18 protein-coding genes are annotated in these 17,389 nt (G+C 75.8%); 11 read left to right on the top strand and 7 right to left on the bottom strand.

Annotation, left to right across the window (positions count from 1 at the left end):
* The first annotated feature begins 32 nt into the window (after window positions 1-32).
* On the top strand, window positions 33-542 hold the full coding sequence (locus AC067J_RS23360; protein ID WP_478302114.1) for a S26 family signal peptidase: 510 nt from the start codon (window positions 33-35) through the stop codon (window positions 540-542).
* 86 nt (window positions 543-628) lie between these two features.
* Here AC067J_RS23360 and AC067J_RS23365 read toward each other — a convergent pair whose 3' ends face one another.
* A complete protein-coding gene (locus AC067J_RS23365; RefSeq protein WP_478302116.1) occupies window positions 629-1,897 on the bottom strand; it encodes a hypothetical protein in 1,269 nt (422 codons plus the stop codon).
* Window positions 1,894-2,715 (bottom strand): Crp/Fnr family transcriptional regulator, encoded by an 822-nt coding sequence (locus tag AC067J_RS23370; RefSeq protein ID WP_478302118.1) that lies wholly within the window; start codon window positions 2,713-2,715, stop codon window positions 1,894-1,896. Before AC067J_RS23370 ends, AC067J_RS23365 begins: the two co-directional genes overlap by 4 nt.
* 217 nt (window positions 2,716-2,932) lie before the next feature.
* On the opposite strand from AC067J_RS23370, the gene AC067J_RS23375 reads away from it, so the two are divergent.
* The gene (locus tag AC067J_RS23375; protein WP_478302120.1) at window positions 2,933-4,525 is read left to right on the top strand and encodes a S8 family peptidase; all 1,593 of its coding nucleotides are present in this window, start codon (window positions 2,933-2,935) and stop codon (window positions 4,523-4,525) included.
* A gap of 111 nt (window positions 4,526-4,636) precedes the next feature.
* Here AC067J_RS23375 and AC067J_RS23380 read toward each other — a convergent pair whose 3' ends face one another.
* Entirely contained in the window at window positions 4,637-5,539 is a 903-nt protein-coding gene (locus AC067J_RS23380) for a LysR family transcriptional regulator (protein WP_478302121.1), read from the bottom strand.
* Window positions 5,540-5,658: 119 nt separating this feature from the next.
* Between AC067J_RS23380 and AC067J_RS23385 the strand changes: the two genes are divergently transcribed.
* The 3 genes from AC067J_RS23385 to AC067J_RS23395 all read left to right on the top strand — a co-directional run bounded on the left by AC067J_RS23385 (window position 5,659) and on the right by AC067J_RS23395 (window position 8,294).
* Complete coding sequence (locus AC067J_RS23385; protein ID WP_478302123.1) at window positions 5,659-6,585, top strand: pseudouridine-5'-phosphate glycosidase; 927 nt, start codon at window positions 5,659-5,661, stop codon at window positions 6,583-6,585.
* Window positions 6,586-6,588: 3 nt separating this feature from the next.
* The gene (locus tag AC067J_RS23390; RefSeq protein WP_478302125.1) at window positions 6,589-7,494 is read left to right on the top strand and encodes a carbohydrate kinase family protein; all 906 of its coding nucleotides are present in this window, start codon (window positions 6,589-6,591) and stop codon (window positions 7,492-7,494) included.
* A 344-nt stretch (window positions 7,495-7,838) separates the two neighbouring features.
* Window positions 7,839-8,294, top strand: coding sequence for a hypothetical protein (locus AC067J_RS23395; RefSeq protein WP_478302127.1), 456 nt, complete (start codon window positions 7,839-7,841; stop codon window positions 8,292-8,294).
* A gap of 73 nt (window positions 8,295-8,367) precedes the next feature.
* Here the strand turns inward: AC067J_RS23395 and AC067J_RS23400 are convergent, their stop codons facing one another.
* Window positions 8,368-8,997, bottom strand: a complete 630-nt coding sequence (locus AC067J_RS23400; protein WP_478302129.1) for an HAD-IA family hydrolase — start codon at window positions 8,995-8,997, stop codon at window positions 8,368-8,370.
* 278 nt (window positions 8,998-9,275) lie between these two features.
* Here AC067J_RS23400 and AC067J_RS23405 point away from each other — a divergent pair, with 278 nt between their 5' ends.
* The 4 genes from AC067J_RS23405 (at window position 9,276) to AC067J_RS23420 (ending at window position 13,136) form a co-directional block, all read left to right on the top strand.
* Window positions 9,276-10,076, top strand: a complete 801-nt coding sequence (locus AC067J_RS23405; protein ID WP_478302130.1) for a putative protein N(5)-glutamine methyltransferase — start codon at window positions 9,276-9,278, stop codon at window positions 10,074-10,076.
* 163 nt (window positions 10,077-10,239) lie between these two features.
* Window positions 10,240-11,163: a Rossmann-fold NAD(P)-binding domain-containing protein gene (locus tag AC067J_RS23410; RefSeq protein ID WP_478302131.1), complete on the top strand. Its 924-nt coding sequence runs from the start codon at window positions 10,240-10,242 to the stop codon at window positions 11,161-11,163.
* Between the two features lie 252 nt (window positions 11,164-11,415).
* Window positions 11,416-11,997, top strand: a complete 582-nt coding sequence (locus AC067J_RS23415; RefSeq protein WP_478302133.1) for an anthrone oxygenase family protein — start codon at window positions 11,416-11,418, stop codon at window positions 11,995-11,997.
* Between the two features lie 86 nt (window positions 11,998-12,083).
* A complete protein-coding gene (locus tag AC067J_RS23420; RefSeq protein WP_478302135.1) occupies window positions 12,084-13,136 on the top strand; it encodes an AraC family transcriptional regulator in 1,053 nt (350 codons plus the stop codon).
* 125 nt (window positions 13,137-13,261) lie between these two features.
* Here AC067J_RS23420 and AC067J_RS23425 read toward each other — a convergent pair whose 3' ends face one another.
* Window positions 13,262-13,765 (bottom strand): anthrone oxygenase family protein, encoded by a 504-nt coding sequence (locus tag AC067J_RS23425; RefSeq protein WP_478302137.1) that lies wholly within the window; start codon window positions 13,763-13,765, stop codon window positions 13,262-13,264.
* A 363-nt stretch (window positions 13,766-14,128) separates the two neighbouring features.
* Between AC067J_RS23425 and AC067J_RS23430 the strand changes: the two genes are divergently transcribed.
* The gene (locus AC067J_RS23430; RefSeq protein WP_478302139.1) at window positions 14,129-15,193 is read left to right on the top strand and encodes a hypothetical protein; all 1,065 of its coding nucleotides are present in this window, start codon (window positions 14,129-14,131) and stop codon (window positions 15,191-15,193) included.
* A 62-nt stretch (window positions 15,194-15,255) separates the two neighbouring features.
* On the opposite strand, the gene AC067J_RS23435 is transcribed toward AC067J_RS23430, so the two are convergent.
* Complete coding sequence (locus AC067J_RS23435) at window positions 15,256-15,939, bottom strand: histone deacetylase (protein ID WP_478302141.1); 684 nt, start codon at window positions 15,937-15,939, stop codon at window positions 15,256-15,258.
* A gap of 129 nt (window positions 15,940-16,068) precedes the next feature.
* Here AC067J_RS23435 and AC067J_RS23440 point away from each other — a divergent pair, with 129 nt between their 5' ends.
* Entirely contained in the window at window positions 16,069-16,755 is a 687-nt protein-coding gene (locus AC067J_RS23440; RefSeq protein WP_478302142.1) for an FMN-dependent NADH-azoreductase, read from the top strand.
* Between the two features lie 66 nt (window positions 16,756-16,821).
* Here AC067J_RS23440 and AC067J_RS23445 read toward each other — a convergent pair whose 3' ends face one another.
* Window positions 16,822-17,223: an SH3 domain-containing protein gene (locus tag AC067J_RS23445; protein WP_478302144.1), complete on the bottom strand. Its 402-nt coding sequence runs from the start codon at window positions 17,221-17,223 to the stop codon at window positions 16,822-16,824.
* Window positions 17,224-17,389 lie beyond the last annotated feature (166 nt).

Raw genomic sequence — 17,389 nt, forward strand, 5'->3', positions numbered from 1 at the left:
GATCAGGACGCACCCACCCGTACCGCCCCGTCGTGCCAGGAGGTTCCACCGTGCTGCTGCCCGCCGCCATCGCCGCCGCCGTGCTGGTGGTGCTCGCCGTGCTGGTCCGTTCCGCGTTCTCGGTGGTCGTGGTGTCGGGGCCGAGCATGAGTCCCACCCTGCTCCCGGGCCGCCGGGTGCTGGTCGTCCGGCGGGGCCTCGCCCGGCTCCGGGCCGGCCGGATCGTCGTGGTCGTCTCGGACGGGGCGGGCCGCCCCGCCGCGCCGCCCGCCGGGGCCGGCCCCCGGCGGCTGCTGATCAAGCGGCTCGCCGCGCTGCCGGGCGAGCCGGTGCCGGAGCAGGCCCGGGACGCGGTCCCCGGCCCGGCCGTCCCGGGCGGCCGGGTGGTCCTGCTCGGGGACAACCCCGGTCTCAGCAGCGACTCCCGGCTCTGGGGCGCCGTTCCGGCCGCGAGCGTGGTCGGCGTGGTGCTGGAGGGGGTCCGGCTCCGGGACGCCGCCCTGCGCCCGGTGGCGGCGGGTGGCCGGCCGACCGGCCGCTGACGCTGCCCGTCCCGGCCCTCGCCCGCTCCTCCCGCCCTCGCCCTCGGCCTCGGCCTCGGCCGTCCTGGTGGCCGAGGGCGCCGCGCTCAGTGGTGCGGACCGTGCCACCCGTCCCCGTGGACGTCGTGGGTGTCGTGGGTGTCGTGGACGTGATGGCCGTCGGGGCTGTCGGGCACGTGGTGGGCGTCGTACGACTCGTGGCCGAGGTGCGGTTCGTGGGTGCTGTGTGAGTCGTAGGGGTCGTGCGGGCCCGTCTCGTGGTGGGGGCCGTACGTCTCGTGGCCGTCCGACGGAACGTGCGCCTCGGATCCCTGGTGACCCTGGTGGTGGTCTTGGTGGTGGTCCTGATGGTGGTTCTGGTCCGGTGCCCACGGGTCGGCCGGGCCGTGCTCGCCCTGCGCGGCGGTCGGGTGCCCGTCGCCGGGGTGCCACGGGTCGTCGTGGTGGCCGCCGCCGTCACCGTGACCGGATCCAGGGCCGTGGCCGTGGCCGTGCCCCGGTCCGTGGGCGTCGCCGTGGTGCCCCGCGTGCGACCAGGCGTCGGAGCCGTCTCCGTCGTGCTGCCCGGACGAGTCCACGCCGCCCCCGACTCCGCCCCCACCTCCGTGCCCGTCCCCGTACCCGCCCCCTCCGCCGTGGTGGACCGGCGGTGTGGCGCCGAGCGCGGCACCGGCGAGCGCGTCGCCGAGCCCCTTGAGCAGCGCCGAGCCGGCGGCACGGCGACGGGCCCCGTCGGCGGCGGGGGAGGGCAGCGTGACGAGCTTGCCCTGCCCGGGCGTGGTCACCCAGGCGTGCGCCTCGAAGCGCTTGCTCTCGATCTTCACCGTGATCGGGGTGAACCCCTCGGCGGGCAGCCCGCCCGCTCCCGCCGCGAAGGCGTCGGTGAACAGGTCGTCCGGCACGACCAGCACCAGGTCGACGTCCGGCGTGTCCTTCAGCGCGGACCTGGCCTGCGTGCAGTCCAGCAGCCGGCAGGCCGTCTCGACCGAGCGGGCGACGTAGCCGAGCGCGGCCCGCTGCACCCCGCCCTGGGCGAGCGCCGCCCGGATCCGCAGCCGGCCGGCGGTGCCGGGGGCGCGGTTGAGGGTGTGCAGTGCGTCCCGCAGGCCGAGGACCAGGCCCGGCAGCGCGGCGGCCTCGTTCGTGCCGGGCGGCAGCAGGAGCAGTTGGCCGTCCCCCCGGTCCTGGGCCTCGCACCGCCTGCGGTCCACCCGGGCCCGCCGGCAGGCGTGGTCCAGTGCCCGGTCGAGCCGTTCCTGGACCTTCTGCTGCACCAAGTACGGCCGGCCGCTGTACGCCTCGATGTCGACCACCAGGCAGATCCGGCGCAGCCGGGGCGTCTTGTCGGCGGTCACCGTCCGCCACCGCCGTGCGGCGGGACCGGAAGGCCGGCCGCCTTCGAGAGCAGTGTCCGGTCGCTGACGACGAGTTGGCGGTAGCTGGTGCGGACGGCGCCCTGGGCGCGCAGGGTGCGCAGGGAGCGTTCGACGCTCGCGGGGGAGAGGCGGGACAGGGCGGCGAGGTCGGCGTGGCTGAGCGGTATGTCGATCCGCAGGCCGTCCTCGGTCGGCGTGCCGTACGAGCGGAGCAGCGTGGTGAGGGTGCGGGCGAGCCGGACGAGTACGGTGCCGCAGCCGGCGTCGACGCGGTACCGGGTGGCGGCGCGGAGCTTGTGGCTCACCGACCGCTGGACGGCGAGGGCCGTCGCCGGCCGTTCGGCGAGGAAGGCGAGGAAGGCGGGGCCGGAGATCACCCGGGCGGTGCTGGTGCGGACGGCGAGCACCGTGGCGGAGCGCGGTTCGCCGTCCAGGACCGCCATTTCCCCGAGGAGTTCGCCGGGGAGGCGGACGGCGAGCAGTGCCTCGCTGCCGTCCTCGGTGGCGGCCACCACCTTGACGCAGCCGGTCAGCAGGAGGGCGACCCGGGTGCCCGGCTCGCCCTCGATCATCAGGGCCTCGCCCGGGGAGTAGATCCGCCGGGTGCCGAGGCGGTCGAGTTCCCGCAGGTCCGCGGGGGCGAGGCCGGCGAACGGGCCCCGGGTGAACCGGGTGGACTGAGTGATCTGGGTGGACTGAGTGGATTGGGCGGACTGGGTGGACGGGGTGAGCGGGGGGCCGGGCGGCCGGCTCCCCTGGGTTCTGCTGGTCTCGGCTACGCTCCGCGCGCTCTCCATGGTGCCTGCCCCCACCGGTCGGCGGCCCCGGCCCCAACCGGGGCGATTCCGTACGGAAGATAGCGCACCGCCCGAGGTGCTGTCAGTCTCCGGGGCGGCGCCCGGGCCTGCCGGGGTGGGTCGTCGGCGAACGGCAACCCGGATGGATTGCAAGCGATCTGACGACGGGTCAGTCTTGCGGTCCGGGGGATTCGACATCGGAGGGGGTGGCCGGGCCATGGCTGTGGGACGACGACTGCGCCGGGGCTGCGCGGTGCTCGGGACGACCGCGGTGCTGTCGGTCGGCGCCGGCGGGGTGCTGCCCGCCTCGGCGGCGGCGCCGGAGGGGGTGGTGCAGGGCGCGCGGTCGCCGGACGCCGTTCCCGGCAGCTACCTGGTGGTCCTCAAGTCGTCGGCGGAGGGCGGCCGTTCGGCAGATGCCGCCCGTTCGGTGGCGGACGTCTCGGCGGCGCTGGCCCGCGCGTACGGCGGCACCGTCCGCCGCAGCTACGACGCGGCGCTGCACGGGTTCGCCGCGGACCTGACCGAGCGGCAGGCGCGCCGGCTGGCCGCCGACCCGTCGGTGGCGCTGGTCTCGGCGAACCGCCGGGTGCGGCTCGACGGGGTGCAGGCCTCCCCGGAGGCCTGGGGCCTGGACCGGGTCGACCAGCGGCGCTTCCCGTACGACGAACGCTTCACCTGCCCGGACACGGCCGGCGCGGGCGTGACGGTCTACGTCGTCGACACCGGGGTGCGGATCACCTCGGAGGAGTTCGCCGGGCGGGCCTCCTACGGCTACGACGCGGTGGACGGCGACGCGGTGGCGGACGACGACCACGGCCACGGCACGCACGTCGCGGGGACGGTGGCCGGCACCACCTTCGGGGTCGCCAAGGCGGCGAAGGTCGTCGCGGTGCGCGTCCTGGACGAGAACGGCGAGGGCACCACCGAGCAGGTCGTGGCGGGCCTCGACTGGGTGGCCAGGAACGCCGCGCGGCCGGCCGTCGTCAACATGAGCCTGGGCAGCGACCCGGACCCGGTGCTGGACGCGGCCGTCGCGAACTCGATCGCCGCCGGGCTGACCTACACCGTCGCGGCGGGCAACCAGGGCGTCGACGCGAACGAGCACTCGCCCGCCCGGGTGCCCACGGCGGTCACCGTCGGCGCGACCGCCGTGGACGACGCGCAGGCGGGGTTCTCGAACTACGGCCCGCTGGTGGACCTCTACGCGCCGGGCGTGGACATCACCTCGGCCTGGTACCTGACCGACTTCGAGGGCATCGGGATGAACATGTCCGGCACCTCGATGGCCGCCCCGCACGCGGCCGGTGCGGCCGCGCTGTACCTGTCGACCCATCGGACCGCCGCGCCCGCGCAGGTCGCCGCCGCCCTGACCGGCGCGGCGACGGTGGACTCGCTCCACGACCTGGGACCGGGTTCGGCCAACCGGCTGCTCTACACCGGCACGGTGCCGAACCGGCCGCGCGGGCCGGGGTTCGCCTCCCCGTCCCCGGTGGAGTTCGACGGGATCGGCACGGTCGAGGCCCCGGTCACCGTCACCGGCGTGCCGGGGAAGGCGCCGCGCGACCTCGACGTCGGGGCGGACATCGCCTACTGGTGGCGGAGCGACCTCAGGGTCGAACTGGTGGCGCCGGTCGGCGCGGCCTTCATGCTCCACGAGGCGGGCAACTACGACATCGCCACGGACCTCGTCGCCCTCTACGGGGTCGACGCCTCCGCGCACGCCGCGAACGGCGTCTGGCGGCTGCGGGTGACCGACACCGGCGGCTACTTCCCCGGCACGATCAGGGGCTGGTACCTGAGGTTCTGACGGACGCGGCCGAACCGCCGGGTCGCGTTCCGAGCCGCGTTCCGAGCCGCGGGCCGCGCCGCCGGCCGAGCCGTGGACCGGGCTGCCGGACGGTGCCGCCGCCCCGACGGCTCAGCACGCCTCCAGGGCGGCCGCCTCCTCCCGGATCAGCTCGCGCAGTGCGGCGAGCCCGGGGCGGCGGTCGTCCAGGCGCCACTGGAGCTCCAGCGGCAGGGTGGCCCGGTCCGCGAGCCGCACGGTGACCACGTCCCCGGTGAGGTGGCCGGTCATCGAGGCGGGGAACAGCGAGAACGCCCGGCTCTGCGACAGCAGGTAGAGCCGGGAGCCGACGATCCGGGCCGGGCCGACCAGCACCGGAGGCTCCACCCCGCGCTCGGCGCAGAGCGCGAGCACGTGGTCGTAGTAGCGCGGGTTCTGTTCGCGCGGCCAGAGCAGCAGCGGCAGGTCTCCGAGCTCGTCCAGCCGCACCTCCGCCCGCGCGGCGAGCGGGTGGTCGCGGCTGAGCGCGACGTGCACCGGCTCCTCGGCGATCCGCTCGCGCCGGTAGCCGGGCACGTCGTCGAGGAACCGGCCGAGTCCGATGTCGGCGAGTTCGGCGGCCAGCGTGGGCGACACCCGCCCGGTGTCGACGGACAGTTCGGCCAGGACGAGGTCGGGCAGTTCGCGCTCGGCCCGGCTGACCACGGCCGGCAGCAGCCGGTTGACCACGGTGGGGGAGGCGACGATCCGGGCCGTGCCCATCCTGGTCTCCTCGTGCAGCCGGACCCGGGCGAGCAGGGCGTCGGCCTGGGCGAGCAGGCGGGCCGACTCGGCGGCCATCACCTCGCCGGCGGAGGTGAGCCTGACCGCCCGCCGGCTGCGGTCGAACAGCTCCACGCCGACGGTCCGCTCCAGCCGGGCGACCTCCTGGCTGACCGTCGGCTGGGAGATGTGCAGGCGTTCGGCGGCCCGGCCGAAGTGCAGCGTGTCGGCCACCGAGAGGAAGACCTCCAGCTGGCGAAGGGTGAGACTCATAGTCTCCAGTCTATGAGAAGGCCCAGGACTCATTCTGGATCCCGATGTGATCGCTCCCTAGGCTGAGCACACCGCTGCCACACCGTGGTGGCACCGGCACCCGAAAGAGAGCCCCCGCCATGACCGGACTGCCCATCCGCATCTCCGACGAGGTCGCCGAGGCCGTCGCCGCCGGGACCCCCGTCGTCGCGCTCGAATCGACCATCTTCACGCACGGGCTGCCGCGGCCCCGCAACCTGGAGGTCGCGCTGGAGGCGGAGGAGCGGCTGCGGTCCACCGGCGTCGTCCCCGCGACCATCGGCGTGTACGCCGGTGTGCCGACGGTCGGCCTCTCCGCGGGCCAGATCGAGGAGCTCTCCGCCGCCGACGACCTGGACAAGGCCAGCCTCCGCGACCTGCCGGTGGTCGCCGCACTCGGCCGGCACGGCGGCACCACCGTCGCCGCCACCGCCTTCCTCGCCCACCGCGCGGGCATCCGGGTCTTCTCCACCGGAGGCCTCGGCGGCGTCCACTTCGGCGCGGCCGAGAGCTTCGACGAGTCCGCCGACCTGACCACCCTCGCCGCCACCCCCGTCACCGTGATCAGCGCCGGGGTCAAGTCGATCCTCGACATCCGGGCCACCCTGGAGCGGTTCGAGACCCTCAACATCCCGGTCATCGGCTACCGCACCCGCAAGTACCCCGGCTTCTACGTCACCGACTCCGGCCACGAGATCACCTACCAGGTCGACACCCCCGAGCAGGCCGCCCGGGTCATCGACGCCCGCGACGGGCTCGACCTGCCGCAGGCCGTCCTCATCGCCAACCCGGTCGACCCGGACAAGCAGCTGCCGCCGCAGGAACTCGACGCGCTGCTCGCCCGCGCCTGGGCCGAGGCCGAGCGCCAGGGCATCACCGGCAACGCCTCCACGCCGTTCCTGCTCGACTTCATCCAGCGCGACACCCAGGGCCGCAGCCTGGACGTGAACGTCGAGGTGTACCGGGGCAACGTCCGGCTCGGCGGCGAGATCGCCACCGCGCTCGCCGCCGCCCGGAACGGGGCCTGACCCGTGCTCGGCGTACTCGGCGACCTCGTGGAGGACATCGTTGTCTGGGTCGACGGCCCGCTGCGGCACGGCACCGACTCCGACGCCCGGGTGTTCCGCCGGCGCGGCGGCAGCGCCGCCAACGTCGCCGCCTTCGCCGCGGGCCAGTGCCCCACCCGCTTCCTCGGCTGCGTCGGCGAGGACCCGGCCGGGGACGGCCTGGTCACCGAACTGGCCGGCCACGGCGTCGACGTGCGGGTCACGCGCCGGGGCCGGACCGGCAGCATCGTGGTCCTCATCGACGACGCCGGGGAACGCACCATGCTCCCCGACCGGGGCGCGGCCACCCTGCTGGAGGGCGTCCCGGACACCTGGCTGGACGGCCTGGCCCACCTGCACGTGCCCGCCTACTCCTTCGACGGGGAACCGGTCGGCGGCGCGGCGGTCGACGCCCTCCGGCGGGTCCGCCGGGCCGGCGGCACGAGCTCGCTGGACGCCTCCTCGACCGGCATGCTCGAACGGTTCGGCCGCGAGCGCTTCCTCGCGCTCGCCGCCGAACTCGCCCCCACCCTGCTGTTCGCCAACCGGGAGGAGTCCGCGTACCTCGGACTGCTGGCCGACGGCCGGCCCGGCCCCGGCCGCGCCCGGCTGGCCGGCACCACGGTGGTCACCAAGTCCGGTGCCGAGGCGACCACGATCGACGTCCCGGGGGAGGAGCCGTTCACGGTGCCCGTCCCGCCGGTGGGCGAGGTGCGCGACCTCACCGGCGCCGGCGACGCCTTCGCGGCGGGCTTCCTGGCGGCCTTCCTCGACGGCCGGCTGACCGGCGGCGGGCTGACCGGCGGCGGGCTGCGGGAGGCCGCGGCGCGCGGCCACCGGTGCGCGGCCAGGGTGCTGGCCTCGCCCGGCGCCTCCTGCACGGCGGACTGACCGGCCGCCGGGGGGCGCGCTCCCCCCGGCACCGGCTCCCCGGCCCCGGCGGGCCGCCCACCCCGGGCGGCCCGCCGTGGCCGCCTGCCTCCGCAGCCGTCGCCCACAGCAGCGCGGCTCCCCGCCGTGGTCGTCCGCCGGTGCCGGTCCGGGCCCGGTCCGCACAGGCCTCCCGCCACCGGACCGGGCCTCTCCTGCGGCGCCCGCTCCTGCGCGCGGCTTCCTTCGCCCGCTCAGGCCCCTCCGGGCGCCGGACACGCCCACCAACGGCGCAGCGTCCGGCCGTCAGGCCGCCCCGTCCGGTAGGGAATGGCTCGTCCATCGCCTACCCGAATGGGGTTGCCATGAAGATCGTCGAGTCCGCCGCCCGCGCCGCGTGTTCCGTCCTGCTCCTCGCCGCACCGCTGGTGGCCGCGCCGCTGCTCGTCGCCCAGCCGGCCGCGGCCGAGGGCCCGCACAACGCCCAGGAGGCCGCCGTCTGCCGGCAGGTCCTCGGCACGCTGCTCGGCGGGGCGCTGGGCCTCGGCGGCCAGTCCGCCGGGGCGGTCTGCGCCGTCCAGCCGGAGAAGGACGCGCCTGCGGAGAGCGTGCCCGCCAAGCGTGCCACGACCGACGAGGCCGCGCGCAGCGCCGTCGAGTACGACCTGCCGGCGATGCGTCAGCAGGTGGCCGACCTGCGGCAGAAGGCCGTCGCGCTCGACCTCCTCGGCGAGCACGCCGCCGCTCGTGAGGCCCGTGCCCAGGCCGACGCGCTGCAGCGCAGGATCGACGAGATCGTCAGGACCGAGGAGCGCGTCTGACCCCGGGCCGCCGGCGCGCTGCCCGTTCCGGCCGGGGACCGGAGGCCGGGGACCGGGCAGCGCCGGCGGCCGGTCACTCGTCGAGGAGCGGCGCGAGCGCCCGCCGCAGGTCGGCCGGCTCCCGGAAGTCGACCGCCGTCATGCCGAGCCGTGCGGCGGCCGCGACGTTCGCCGGGCTGTCGTCGACGAACAGGCAGCGCTCGGGCGCGACCCCGGCCCGCCGGGCCGCGACGTGGAAGATCTCCGGGTCGGGCTTCGCCACCCCGATCCGGGCGCTGTTGACGACCCCCTCGGCGAGGTCGCCCAGCCCGAGCGCCGCGAGGTCCTCCTCCAGCCAGAGCGTCGCGTTGCTGACCAGCAGCACCGGCACCCGTTCCCGGGTCTGCCGCAGCAGCCCGACCACGGTCCCGTCGACGCGGGCGGGCGCCCCGGTGAGTGCGGCGGCCAGCGCCGCGGCCCGGTCGGCCGGGACGAGGGCGCGGAGCCCGTGCGCGACCTCGGCGGCCCATTCCGCCCGGGTCAGCGCGCCCAGCACCAGCCGCGGGCCGGTTCCGTCGGCGAACGCCACCTCGGCGGTCGTGCCGGGCGGCAGCCCTGCCTCGTCCTCCAGTCTCCGTACCTCCCGGTGGTCGGTGAAGCGGATCACGCCGTCGATGTCGCACAGCACGGCCAGCACGGTTTCGGGTCGCTGCGGGTTCGTCATGGATCCTGCGTACCACTCGGCCCCGGGGTGCCGCAGCCCTGCCACCCCGCGTGGGGTAGGGTGGCCGACGCCGCAGAAGAACGCGCTCGAACGGGAGGTGACATCCATGACCGCTGTGCCGGAACGGGTGCTCCCCGGCCGTGACCGCGGTGCCCTCGCCCCGTACGCCTAGCGGTACCACCGCAGGCCGTACCGCGTGAGAGGTCCCGTCGTACGGCGACGGATGCGCGGGTAGCCCCGAGACGGATGTCCTCACACCTGTTCTCCGAGGGGTTCCCTTGTCTGTCTTCTCATCCGCTTCGCTGCGTTCGTCCGTGACCGCCCGACTCCGTGCCGCCGGCTGCGTGTTCGCCGAGGACGAGGCGCGCATCCTGCTCGCCGCCGCCGGGTCGGCCGCCGAGCTGGCCGTGATGGTCCGCGACCGCGCCGCCGGCCGCCCGCTGGAGCACGTCGCCGGCTGGGCCGAGTTCGCCGGTCTGCGGATCGCCGTTGACCCGGGCGTCTTCGTCCCCCGGCGGCGCAGCGAGTTCCTGGTCCGCACCGCCACCGCGCTGGCGGGCGAGGGCGCGCTGGTCGTCGACCTCTGCTGCGGCAGCGGCGCGCTCGGCGCCGCCCTGGCCGCCACGGCCGGTCACCCGGTCACCCTCTACGCCGCCGACCTCGACCCGGCGGCCGTCCGCTGCGCCCGCCGCAACCTCGCCGCGACCGGCGCCGAGGTCTTCGAGGGCGACCTCCTCGAGCCGCTGCCGGCCGGTCTGCGCGGCCGGATCGACGTCCTGCTCGCCAACGTCCCGTACGTGCCCACCGCCGACGTCGGTCTCCTCCCGGCCGAGGCCCGGCTGCACGAGGCCCTGCCGGCCCTCGACGGCGGCGCCGACGGCCTCGACGTGCTGCGCCGCGTGGCGGCGGACGCCCCGCACTGGCTGGCCCCGGGCGGCACGCTGCTGTTCGAGACCAGCGAGCGCCAGGCCGCGACCGCCCTCGGCGTGGTCACCGCCGCCGGCCTGACCGCCGCCCTCGTGACCGACGACGACCTCGACGCCACCGTGGTCACCGCCACCCGTCCGGCAGCCGGCTGACACCGTGCCGCGCGGGGCCGGGCCGCCGCCCGGCCCCGCGCGGCGTGCGTGGTGCGGATGGTGCCGAGGGGTGGCGTGGTGCGGGTGGGGCGTAGACGCAGACACATGCGACTGAGACCGACGGCCATGTGCGGGCGCCGCCGTACGGAGTTGACTGATGGCCATGAGCGAAGACACCAAGAACACCCAGCAGACCACCGCCTCCACCACCGCCTCCACCACCTCCACCACCTCCACCACCGCCTCCACCGCCTCCACCACCTCCACCACCGCCTCCACCCCCGCCACCGTCCTGGTCACCGGCGGCACCGGCAAGACCGGCGGGCGGGTCGCCGCCCGCCTCACCGCCCTCGGCCACACCGTCCGCATCGGCTCGCGCACCGCCCCGGTCCCGTTCGACTGGAGCGACGAGTCGACCTGGGACGCGGCCCTCGACGGCGTCACGGCCGCCTACCTCGCCTACTACCCGGACCTCGCGTTCCCCGGCGCGGTCGAGACGGTCGGGGCCTTCGCCCAGCGGGCGGCCAAGGCCGGCGTCGGACGCCTGGTCCTGCTGTCCGGCCGGGGCGAGGAGTCGGCCCAGGCCGCCGAGGAGGCCGTCGCCGCGGCCGGCACCGGCTGGTCCGTCGTCCGCTGCGCCTGGTTCGACCAGAACTTCTCCGAGAGCTTCCTCCTGGCGCCGGTCCTGGCCGGTGAACTGGCGCTGCCGATCGGCGCCGCCGAGGAGCCCTTCGTCGACGTGGAGGACATCGCCGACGTCGCGGTGGCGGCGCTCACCGAGGACGGCCACGACGGCCAGGTCTACGAGCTGACCGGACCGCGCCTGCTCTCCTTCGCCGAGGTCACCGCGGAACTCTCCGCCGCGTCCGGGCGGGAGATCCGCTTCCGGGCGGTCACCGTGGACGAGTACCGCGAGGTGCTGGCCGGCATCGGCCTGCCCGGCGAGTTCGCGGACCTGTTCACGATGGTCCTGGACGGCCGCAACGCGCACCTGGCGGACGGCGTCCAGCGGGCGCTCGGCCGCCCGCCGCGCGACTTCGCGGACTACGCGCGCGCCGCCGCCGCGACCGGCGTCTGGAACGTCTGACGCCGTCCGGCACCGCCTGACACGGCCCGACGCGGCCTGACACCGTCCGGCCGCTTCCCGCTCGACCCCGGGCCGCACACCGGCCCGGACCCTCCGCAGCACCGACCGGCTCCGGTCCGGGGATCCCGCCGCGATCCCCGGACCGCCGCCCCGCTGCCCGCCGCACCTCCTGTGCCTTCCGCACTTCCCGTACCTCCCGTACCTTCGCCCGTACACCAGAAGCAGCCCCCACCCACGCCCCGAGGAGCCCCCGTGCCCGCCGCCCCGACCCACGCGACCGCCGCCGCTGCCACCGCCGCCGCCACGGCCACCGCTGCGCCGAGCACGGGCGCCTCCCGCGCCACCGGTCCGGTGCTGGCCGCCGCCACCACCGCCATGGGCCTGATGTCCGGCCTCTTCTTCGCCTTCGACATCTCCGTCATGCCCGGCCTCGCCGCCGGCGACGACCGCACCTACGTCACGGTGATGCAGAACATCAACACCGCGATCACCAACCCGGTCTTCGGTGCGGTCTTCCTCGGCGCGTTCGCGGTGCCCGCCGTGGGGGCGTGGCTGCTGCGCCGCTCCGGACAGTCGGCCGCCGCGCTCTGGACGGCCGTCGCGACCCTGCTCTACACCGCCGCCCTGGTTCTCACGGCGGCGGTGAACGTCCCGCTCAACGACCGGCTGGCGAAGGCCGGGGACCCCGCCGGGACCATGGACGCCACCGCCGCGCGCGCCGCCTTCGAGTCGGTCTGGACGGCCTCGAACATCGGCCGCACCGTCCTCTGCACGGCCGCCGTCGTCGCCCTCACCCGGGCCCTCCTGCTGCACCGCCGTCCCCGCTCCCACTGACCCCCCGGGAGCCCCTGACCGGCCCGCCCACGGCCCGCCCGCCTGACATGTGGTCAACCTGGCGCCTCCGTCTAGGCTTGATCCCCATGGACACCCTCACCGGGCTGCTCGACGGCCCCAAGGCCCGCGGTGCGTTCCTGCTGCGATCGGTCCTCAGCGCGCCGTGGTCGCTGCGGATCGAGGACCGCGCACCACTGTCGGTCTTCACCATGCTGCAGGGCGAGGCCTGGATCCGGCCCGACGGCGGGGAGCCGGTGCTGGTGCGGCCCGGTGACCTCGCGCTGCTGCGCGGACCGGACGCGTACCGCCTCACCGACGCCGGTGCCCCGCCCGCCTCCGGTGCCCCGCTCGCCGCCGAGGACGCGGAGGAGATCACGATCGGCCCCGGGAGCGTCTGCTCGCGCGACGGCGTCAGCGTCGCCACCTCGTTGTCCCTCGGGATCCGGACCTGGGGCGAGACCCGGCCCGGCGACGAGCAGCCCTCGGTCCTGCTCTCCGGGACGTACCAGGAGGAGCACGAGATCGGCCGCCGGCTGCTCGCCCACCTGCCGAACCTGCTGGTGCGCCCCGCCGGGGTGGACACCGCCGAGGACACCCTGGTCCGGTTGCTGGCCGCCGAGGTCACCCGCGCCGAGCCCGGCCAGGAGGTGATGCTGGACCGGCTGCTGGACCTGCTCGTGGTCGGTGCGCTGCGCGGCTGGCTGTCCGCTCCGGACGGCGGCGCGCCCGCCTGGCTGCGGGCCCAGCACGACCAGGTGGTCGGCCCGGCGCTGAGCCTGCTGCACGACGACCCCGCCCGGCCGTGGACGGTGGCCGGGCTGGCGGCCGAGGTCGGGGTCTCCCGCGCCGGGCTGGCCCGCCGGTTCACCGCGCTGGTCGGCGAACCGCCGATGGCGTACCTGGCGAACTGGCGTCTGGCGATGGCCGCCGACCTGTTGCGCGACCCCGAGCTCACGGTCGCCTCGGTGGCCCGCCGGGTCGGCTACAGCGACGCCTTCGCGCTCAGCACCGCGTTCAAGCGGGTCCGCGGCCTCACCCCGCAGGAGCACCGCCGGACGGCCGGGGCGGTCCCGTCGGCCGCCGGGTCGGACCTCGCTCCCTCGCAGCCGGGGGCGACGACCGTCGTGCTGGCCGGCTGAGGGCTGCTGGGCGTCCGGGGCGGACGGGTGTCGGACGGGTCGGCCGACTCGGCTCGGGCGACCGGGACGCCGGCCCTCGTGCGGGGCGGCGCCGGCCGTGTTGCCGGGCGGTGCCGGACCCGGCGTCAGTTGGGAGTGGTGTGGCAGTGCAGCACCAGGGCCCAGCAGAGGAATCCCAGCGCCGCCGTGCAGAGCAGTGCCCGCGCGGTGTTCCACCGCACCCAGCGCGCCTCGAACCGCCCGCGGACCCGCACCGGATCGGCGATCCGCCCCGGATCCCCGGCCGCGGCCAGCGCGTTGTTCAGCGGGATGTTGACGATCCGGGTCACCGCCAGCGAGCCCGAGTAGCAGACCAGGGCGCCCACGGCGGCCGGCAGCACCCGGTGCCCGTCGGCCGGCAGGTGCAGCGCCACGGCCAGCGCCGTGAACACCAGCGCGCCGAGGAAGCTCAGCAGGAACCACCCGTTGAGGATCGCCACGTTGATCCGCTGCATCACCTGGATGAACGTCAGATCGTCGGTGGTGCGCAACCCGGGCATCACCGAGCACGCATAGGCATAGAACAGTCCGGCGCTCAGTCCGGTGGTGATGGTCGCTGCCACCAGTGCGAACACCCGGATCGCTTCCATGCCACCCCTTCGTCCCTCGACCGCATTCCGCCACCGCCTCGCCGGCGATCGCGCCCCGGCCGCCTGTGCCGGTTGTCTCCGTGCCGATCATCCGGCATCGAACGGCCGTTTGCCCACCGAATTGCCAGACCTTCCACGCTTGATGACGCACGGTCACCTCGTGCCGGTTCGCGCGGGCCTGCCGGGTCGCCGGCGGGTCGGGGGCGTCCGGACAGCGGGCGCGGACCCCCAGGAATCTGGGGTTCCGGCCGTCGGAGCGGTGCTGGAAGACTGGCGCCGGCCCGTGCCGGGGCGGTGCCCGGGAAGGCCCGCCGGCGGCCGCGCCGACCCCTGCCCGCCGCCACCCGCGCCCCTGGAGGCCCCGTGTCCGCGCTGCTCGTGCCGCCCGTGCCGCCCGAACGGCCCGAGCGCGCCAGACGCTTCAAGCCCGTCGAGCCCCTCAACTCCCTGAGGCGCTTCAAGCCCCTCAAGCGCTTCGAACGGTTCGAGCGATTCGAACGGTTTGTGACCGGCCTGGTCCTCGCGTTGCTCGCCCTGACGATCGCCCCGCCGACCGCGTCCGCCGGCACCCCCGGGACGGTGCTGTTCAACCAGGCGACCAAGCTCTGCCCGATCGGGCAGAACCCCGCGCAGATCGTCCTCGGGGACTGCGGCCCGGCGAGCAACCCGCTGAGCTGGGAGCTGGAGCCCGTCCCGGGCCTCCCGGCGACCGTCCGCATCAAGCTGGACACGACCCGGGTGAAGGGGTGCATCACCGCGGGCCAGGTCGTGACGCTGGGCGTCTGCTCGACCGCCGCCACGAGCCAGCGCTGGGAGGTCACCCCGTACCAGGCCACCGGGACGCCGCCCGACTACGACCTGGTCGGGCTGCGGCTGCGGAACGTGGCGTTCGGACAGTGCCTGGACAACGACAAGAAGGTGATCGGGCCCTGGTTCCTCTACCTGCACGACTGCAACGACGGCGAGTACCAGCAGTGGAACGTCTCCCGGGCGACCTACCTCGCCCTGTTCGGCGGCGGGCGCCACGCGGGAATGACCTGGGCGCTCCTCGAACAGCGCGCCGGCGACCTCGTGCACGTCGGCCACGACGCCGCGAGCAACCCGTACGGCGGCGACACCCCGCCGACCACGGCCCTGCCGCTGCTCTGCCTGAACCGGGACGGCCGCCCGGCCCCCGCGGGTGTCCCCGCATCCGGCTTCCACAGCTGGGCGGCGGGTGAGGTCGCGCCGACCCCGCCGATCCCCGGCACCCGGCTGACCAGCCGGGCCGTCGCGGACGAGATCTGCTCGACGGGCTTCGGCCCCGGCTGGCGGATGGCCGAGTTCCACGACGGGGAGGGCTGGTCGTTCTGGGCCGCCGGGTCCCTGCCCACCGGACTCCGCTTCTGGACGGCCATCGACGACCAGCCGGCCAACCCCTGGAACTGACCCCGGTCCGTCGGTCGGCGGTCCGCCGTCGGCCGGTCGGCCGGTCGGCCGGTCCCCCCGGGTCACCCCGCCCCGGCGGGGCCGTCGGTCAGCACCGACAGGAGCCCGGCGGCGGTCCAGTGGCCGGCCGCGCCGGGGCGGCTGCTGAGATAGGCGGCGGCCCGGCCCGGCGGCCAGCCGTGGGCCTCGGCGAGCCCGGCGGCGAGGTTGCGCAGGTAGTGGGCGTGCGGTGGGTTCAGCTCCGCCTCGGCCAGCGTCCACGGCGCGGTGAAGGTCAGGACGGGTACGCCGTCGAGGGTGCCCGGACAGACCAGCGTCTCGTACCGGCCGGGCCCGAGCCGGTCCCGGCCGGTCCGCAGGACGGCGGTCAGGTCGAGGTCCCCGCCCGGTGCACCGCCCATCTCCTGGGCGGCGATGTCACTGAACTGCCCGGCCGTCAGCAGATGGGCCCGGGCGGGGGTCGTGCCGGGCTGTCCCGGGTCGTGGAAACCCATGCCGCCGCCCCAGACCCTGGACTCCAGGGCGAAGTAGAGCAGCCCGGGGAGCAGCACCGGCACCGACCGCTCGGGCGGGCGCGCGTCCCGGCAGCCGGGGTGGCTGCGCGCGCCCCCTGCCGGCCGGCCGCCCCGCAGGTAGCAGGCCAACCGGTCGGTGTGCATGTTCGAGCCGTACGCGGCGTACCAGACCCGGCCGTCCGGCCCCGGGGCGGCGACCGGGGAACCGGTGAGCGGTCGGATCTCCTCCACGCGCGGTGACGCTACCCGATCGACGGGCGCCGACAGGTCGACGGCCCTTTGCGCCGCCGCCCTTTGCGCCGCGGCCCTTTGCGGCGCCGTCCCTCGCGGTGCCGCCCCCTTGCCCTGACGTCGGCGTCAATGTCTACGGTCGTGATCATCTCCCACCGCCGAGACTCCTCCGAGGTCACCGCCATGCCGTCCCTCCTGCACATCGACGCGAGCATCCGCCGGAACGGCTCCGTCTCCCGTGAACTGTCCGCCTTCTACGCCGAGCGGTGGCGGCGCAACCGCCCCGGGGCCGGCTACGCCTACCGCGATCTCGGGGCCGAGCCCGTCCCGCACATCACCCACGCCGTCCGCGAGGCCCTGTTCGCGCCGGACGGCGCCCCCGCCGAGCACCCCGAGGGGTGGGCGCTCACCGAGGAGCTGACGGCCGAGGTGCGCGCCGCGACCACGCTGGTGATCGGCGCGCCGATGTACAACTACGCGATCCCGTCCACCCTCAAGGCCTGGGTGGACCGCCTCGTGACCCCGGCCCACCTGGTCACGCCGGGCGCCGGCCCGGGCCTGCTGAGCGGGAAGACGGTGGTCGTCGTCTCGGCCCGGGGCGGCTCGTACGCGCCCGGCACCCCGCGCGAGGGGTGGGACCACCAGGAGCCGTACCTGCGGTCCGTGCTCTCCGCGATCGGACTCGCCGACGACCTGGCCTTCGTCCACGCCGAACTGACACTGGCGGCGACCGTGCCGCAGATGGCCGCGCTCAAGCCGCTCGCCGAGAAGTCCCTCGCCACGGCGTACGAGACCCTCGGCCTGCTGGCCGACTGACGCCGCCCCGTCGACGTCCGCGCGGACGCCCTGTCCGGGGACGGCGGGCCGTCGGGCGCCCGGGGCTCAGCGCCGGACCGGCGGCTCGGCCGTGGGGGACGGACAGCTTCCGCCCCGCGGCCCCGCCGGGTGCGGGCGGCTGAGGAACGACCAGAGGACCCAGCCGGTCAGGCCGGTGCGGCCGACCACCACCCGGCTCCAGCGGGCGCCGAGCGGCGAGATCCAGGTGTCCACGATCTCGACCCGGTCGCCGCACCGGGCCAGGCCCAGGACGGTCTCGTTGACCGAGTGGTCCCGGCGTACGTTGACGGCGCTCGCGGACACCTCCCAGGCGCCGGAGCCGTCCGGCGGCGGTGCGCCGGGCCGGCCGGCCGGCGGACGGTGGCCGGTCCCGGCTGCCACCGCCGGGAGGGCGAGGACCAGCAGGGAGAGCGCAGCCCAGGCGGCCTTCCCGACGTGTAGAGGCATACCGGGGACAACGAGCCCGCCCGGCGCGCGCGGGCTGCTCCGCGACAGTGCCACCCGGAAGGCGGTCGCGACTCGCCCACCCGGGTGCATTCTCCGAACTCATGCCTGAGCACGACCGGGTTCGGGCTCAGCTCCCGTGGTGGAGCTCGTGGTAGGTGCGGAAGTC

Source organism: Kitasatospora sp. NPDC042419, assembly GCF_056437345.1.

Coding starts and splice junctions, on each gene's coding strand:
- AC067J_RS23370 (WP_478302118.1), bottom strand. CDS start 2,715: ATGGAGAGCGCGCGGAGCGTAGCCGAGACCAGCAGAACCCAGGGGAGC.
- AC067J_RS23375 (WP_478302120.1), top strand. CDS start 2,933: ATGGCTGTGGGACGACGACTGCGCCGGGGCTGCGCGGTGCTCGGGACG.
- AC067J_RS23380 (WP_478302121.1), bottom strand. CDS start 5,539: ATGAGTCTCACCCTTCGCCAGCTGGAGGTCTTCCTCTCGGTGGCCGAC.
- AC067J_RS23385 (WP_478302123.1), top strand. CDS start 5,659: ATGACCGGACTGCCCATCCGCATCTCCGACGAGGTCGCCGAGGCCGTC.
- AC067J_RS23395 (WP_478302127.1), top strand. CDS start 7,839: ATGAAGATCGTCGAGTCCGCCGCCCGCGCCGCGTGTTCCGTCCTGCTC.
- AC067J_RS23400 (WP_478302129.1), bottom strand. CDS start 8,997: ATGACGAACCCGCAGCGACCCGAAACCGTGCTGGCCGTGCTGTGCGAC.
- AC067J_RS23410 (WP_478302131.1), top strand. CDS start 10,240: ATGAGCGAAGACACCAAGAACACCCAGCAGACCACCGCCTCCACCACC.
- AC067J_RS23420 (WP_478302135.1), top strand. CDS start 12,084: ATGGACACCCTCACCGGGCTGCTCGACGGCCCCAAGGCCCGCGGTGCG.
- AC067J_RS23425 (WP_478302137.1), bottom strand. CDS start 13,765: ATGGAAGCGATCCGGGTGTTCGCACTGGTGGCAGCGACCATCACCACC.
- AC067J_RS23440 (WP_478302142.1), top strand. CDS start 16,069: ATGTCTACGGTCGTGATCATCTCCCACCGCCGAGACTCCTCCGAGGTC.
- AC067J_RS23445 (WP_478302144.1), bottom strand. CDS start 17,223: ATGCCTCTACACGTCGGGAAGGCCGCCTGGGCTGCGCTCTCCCTGCTG.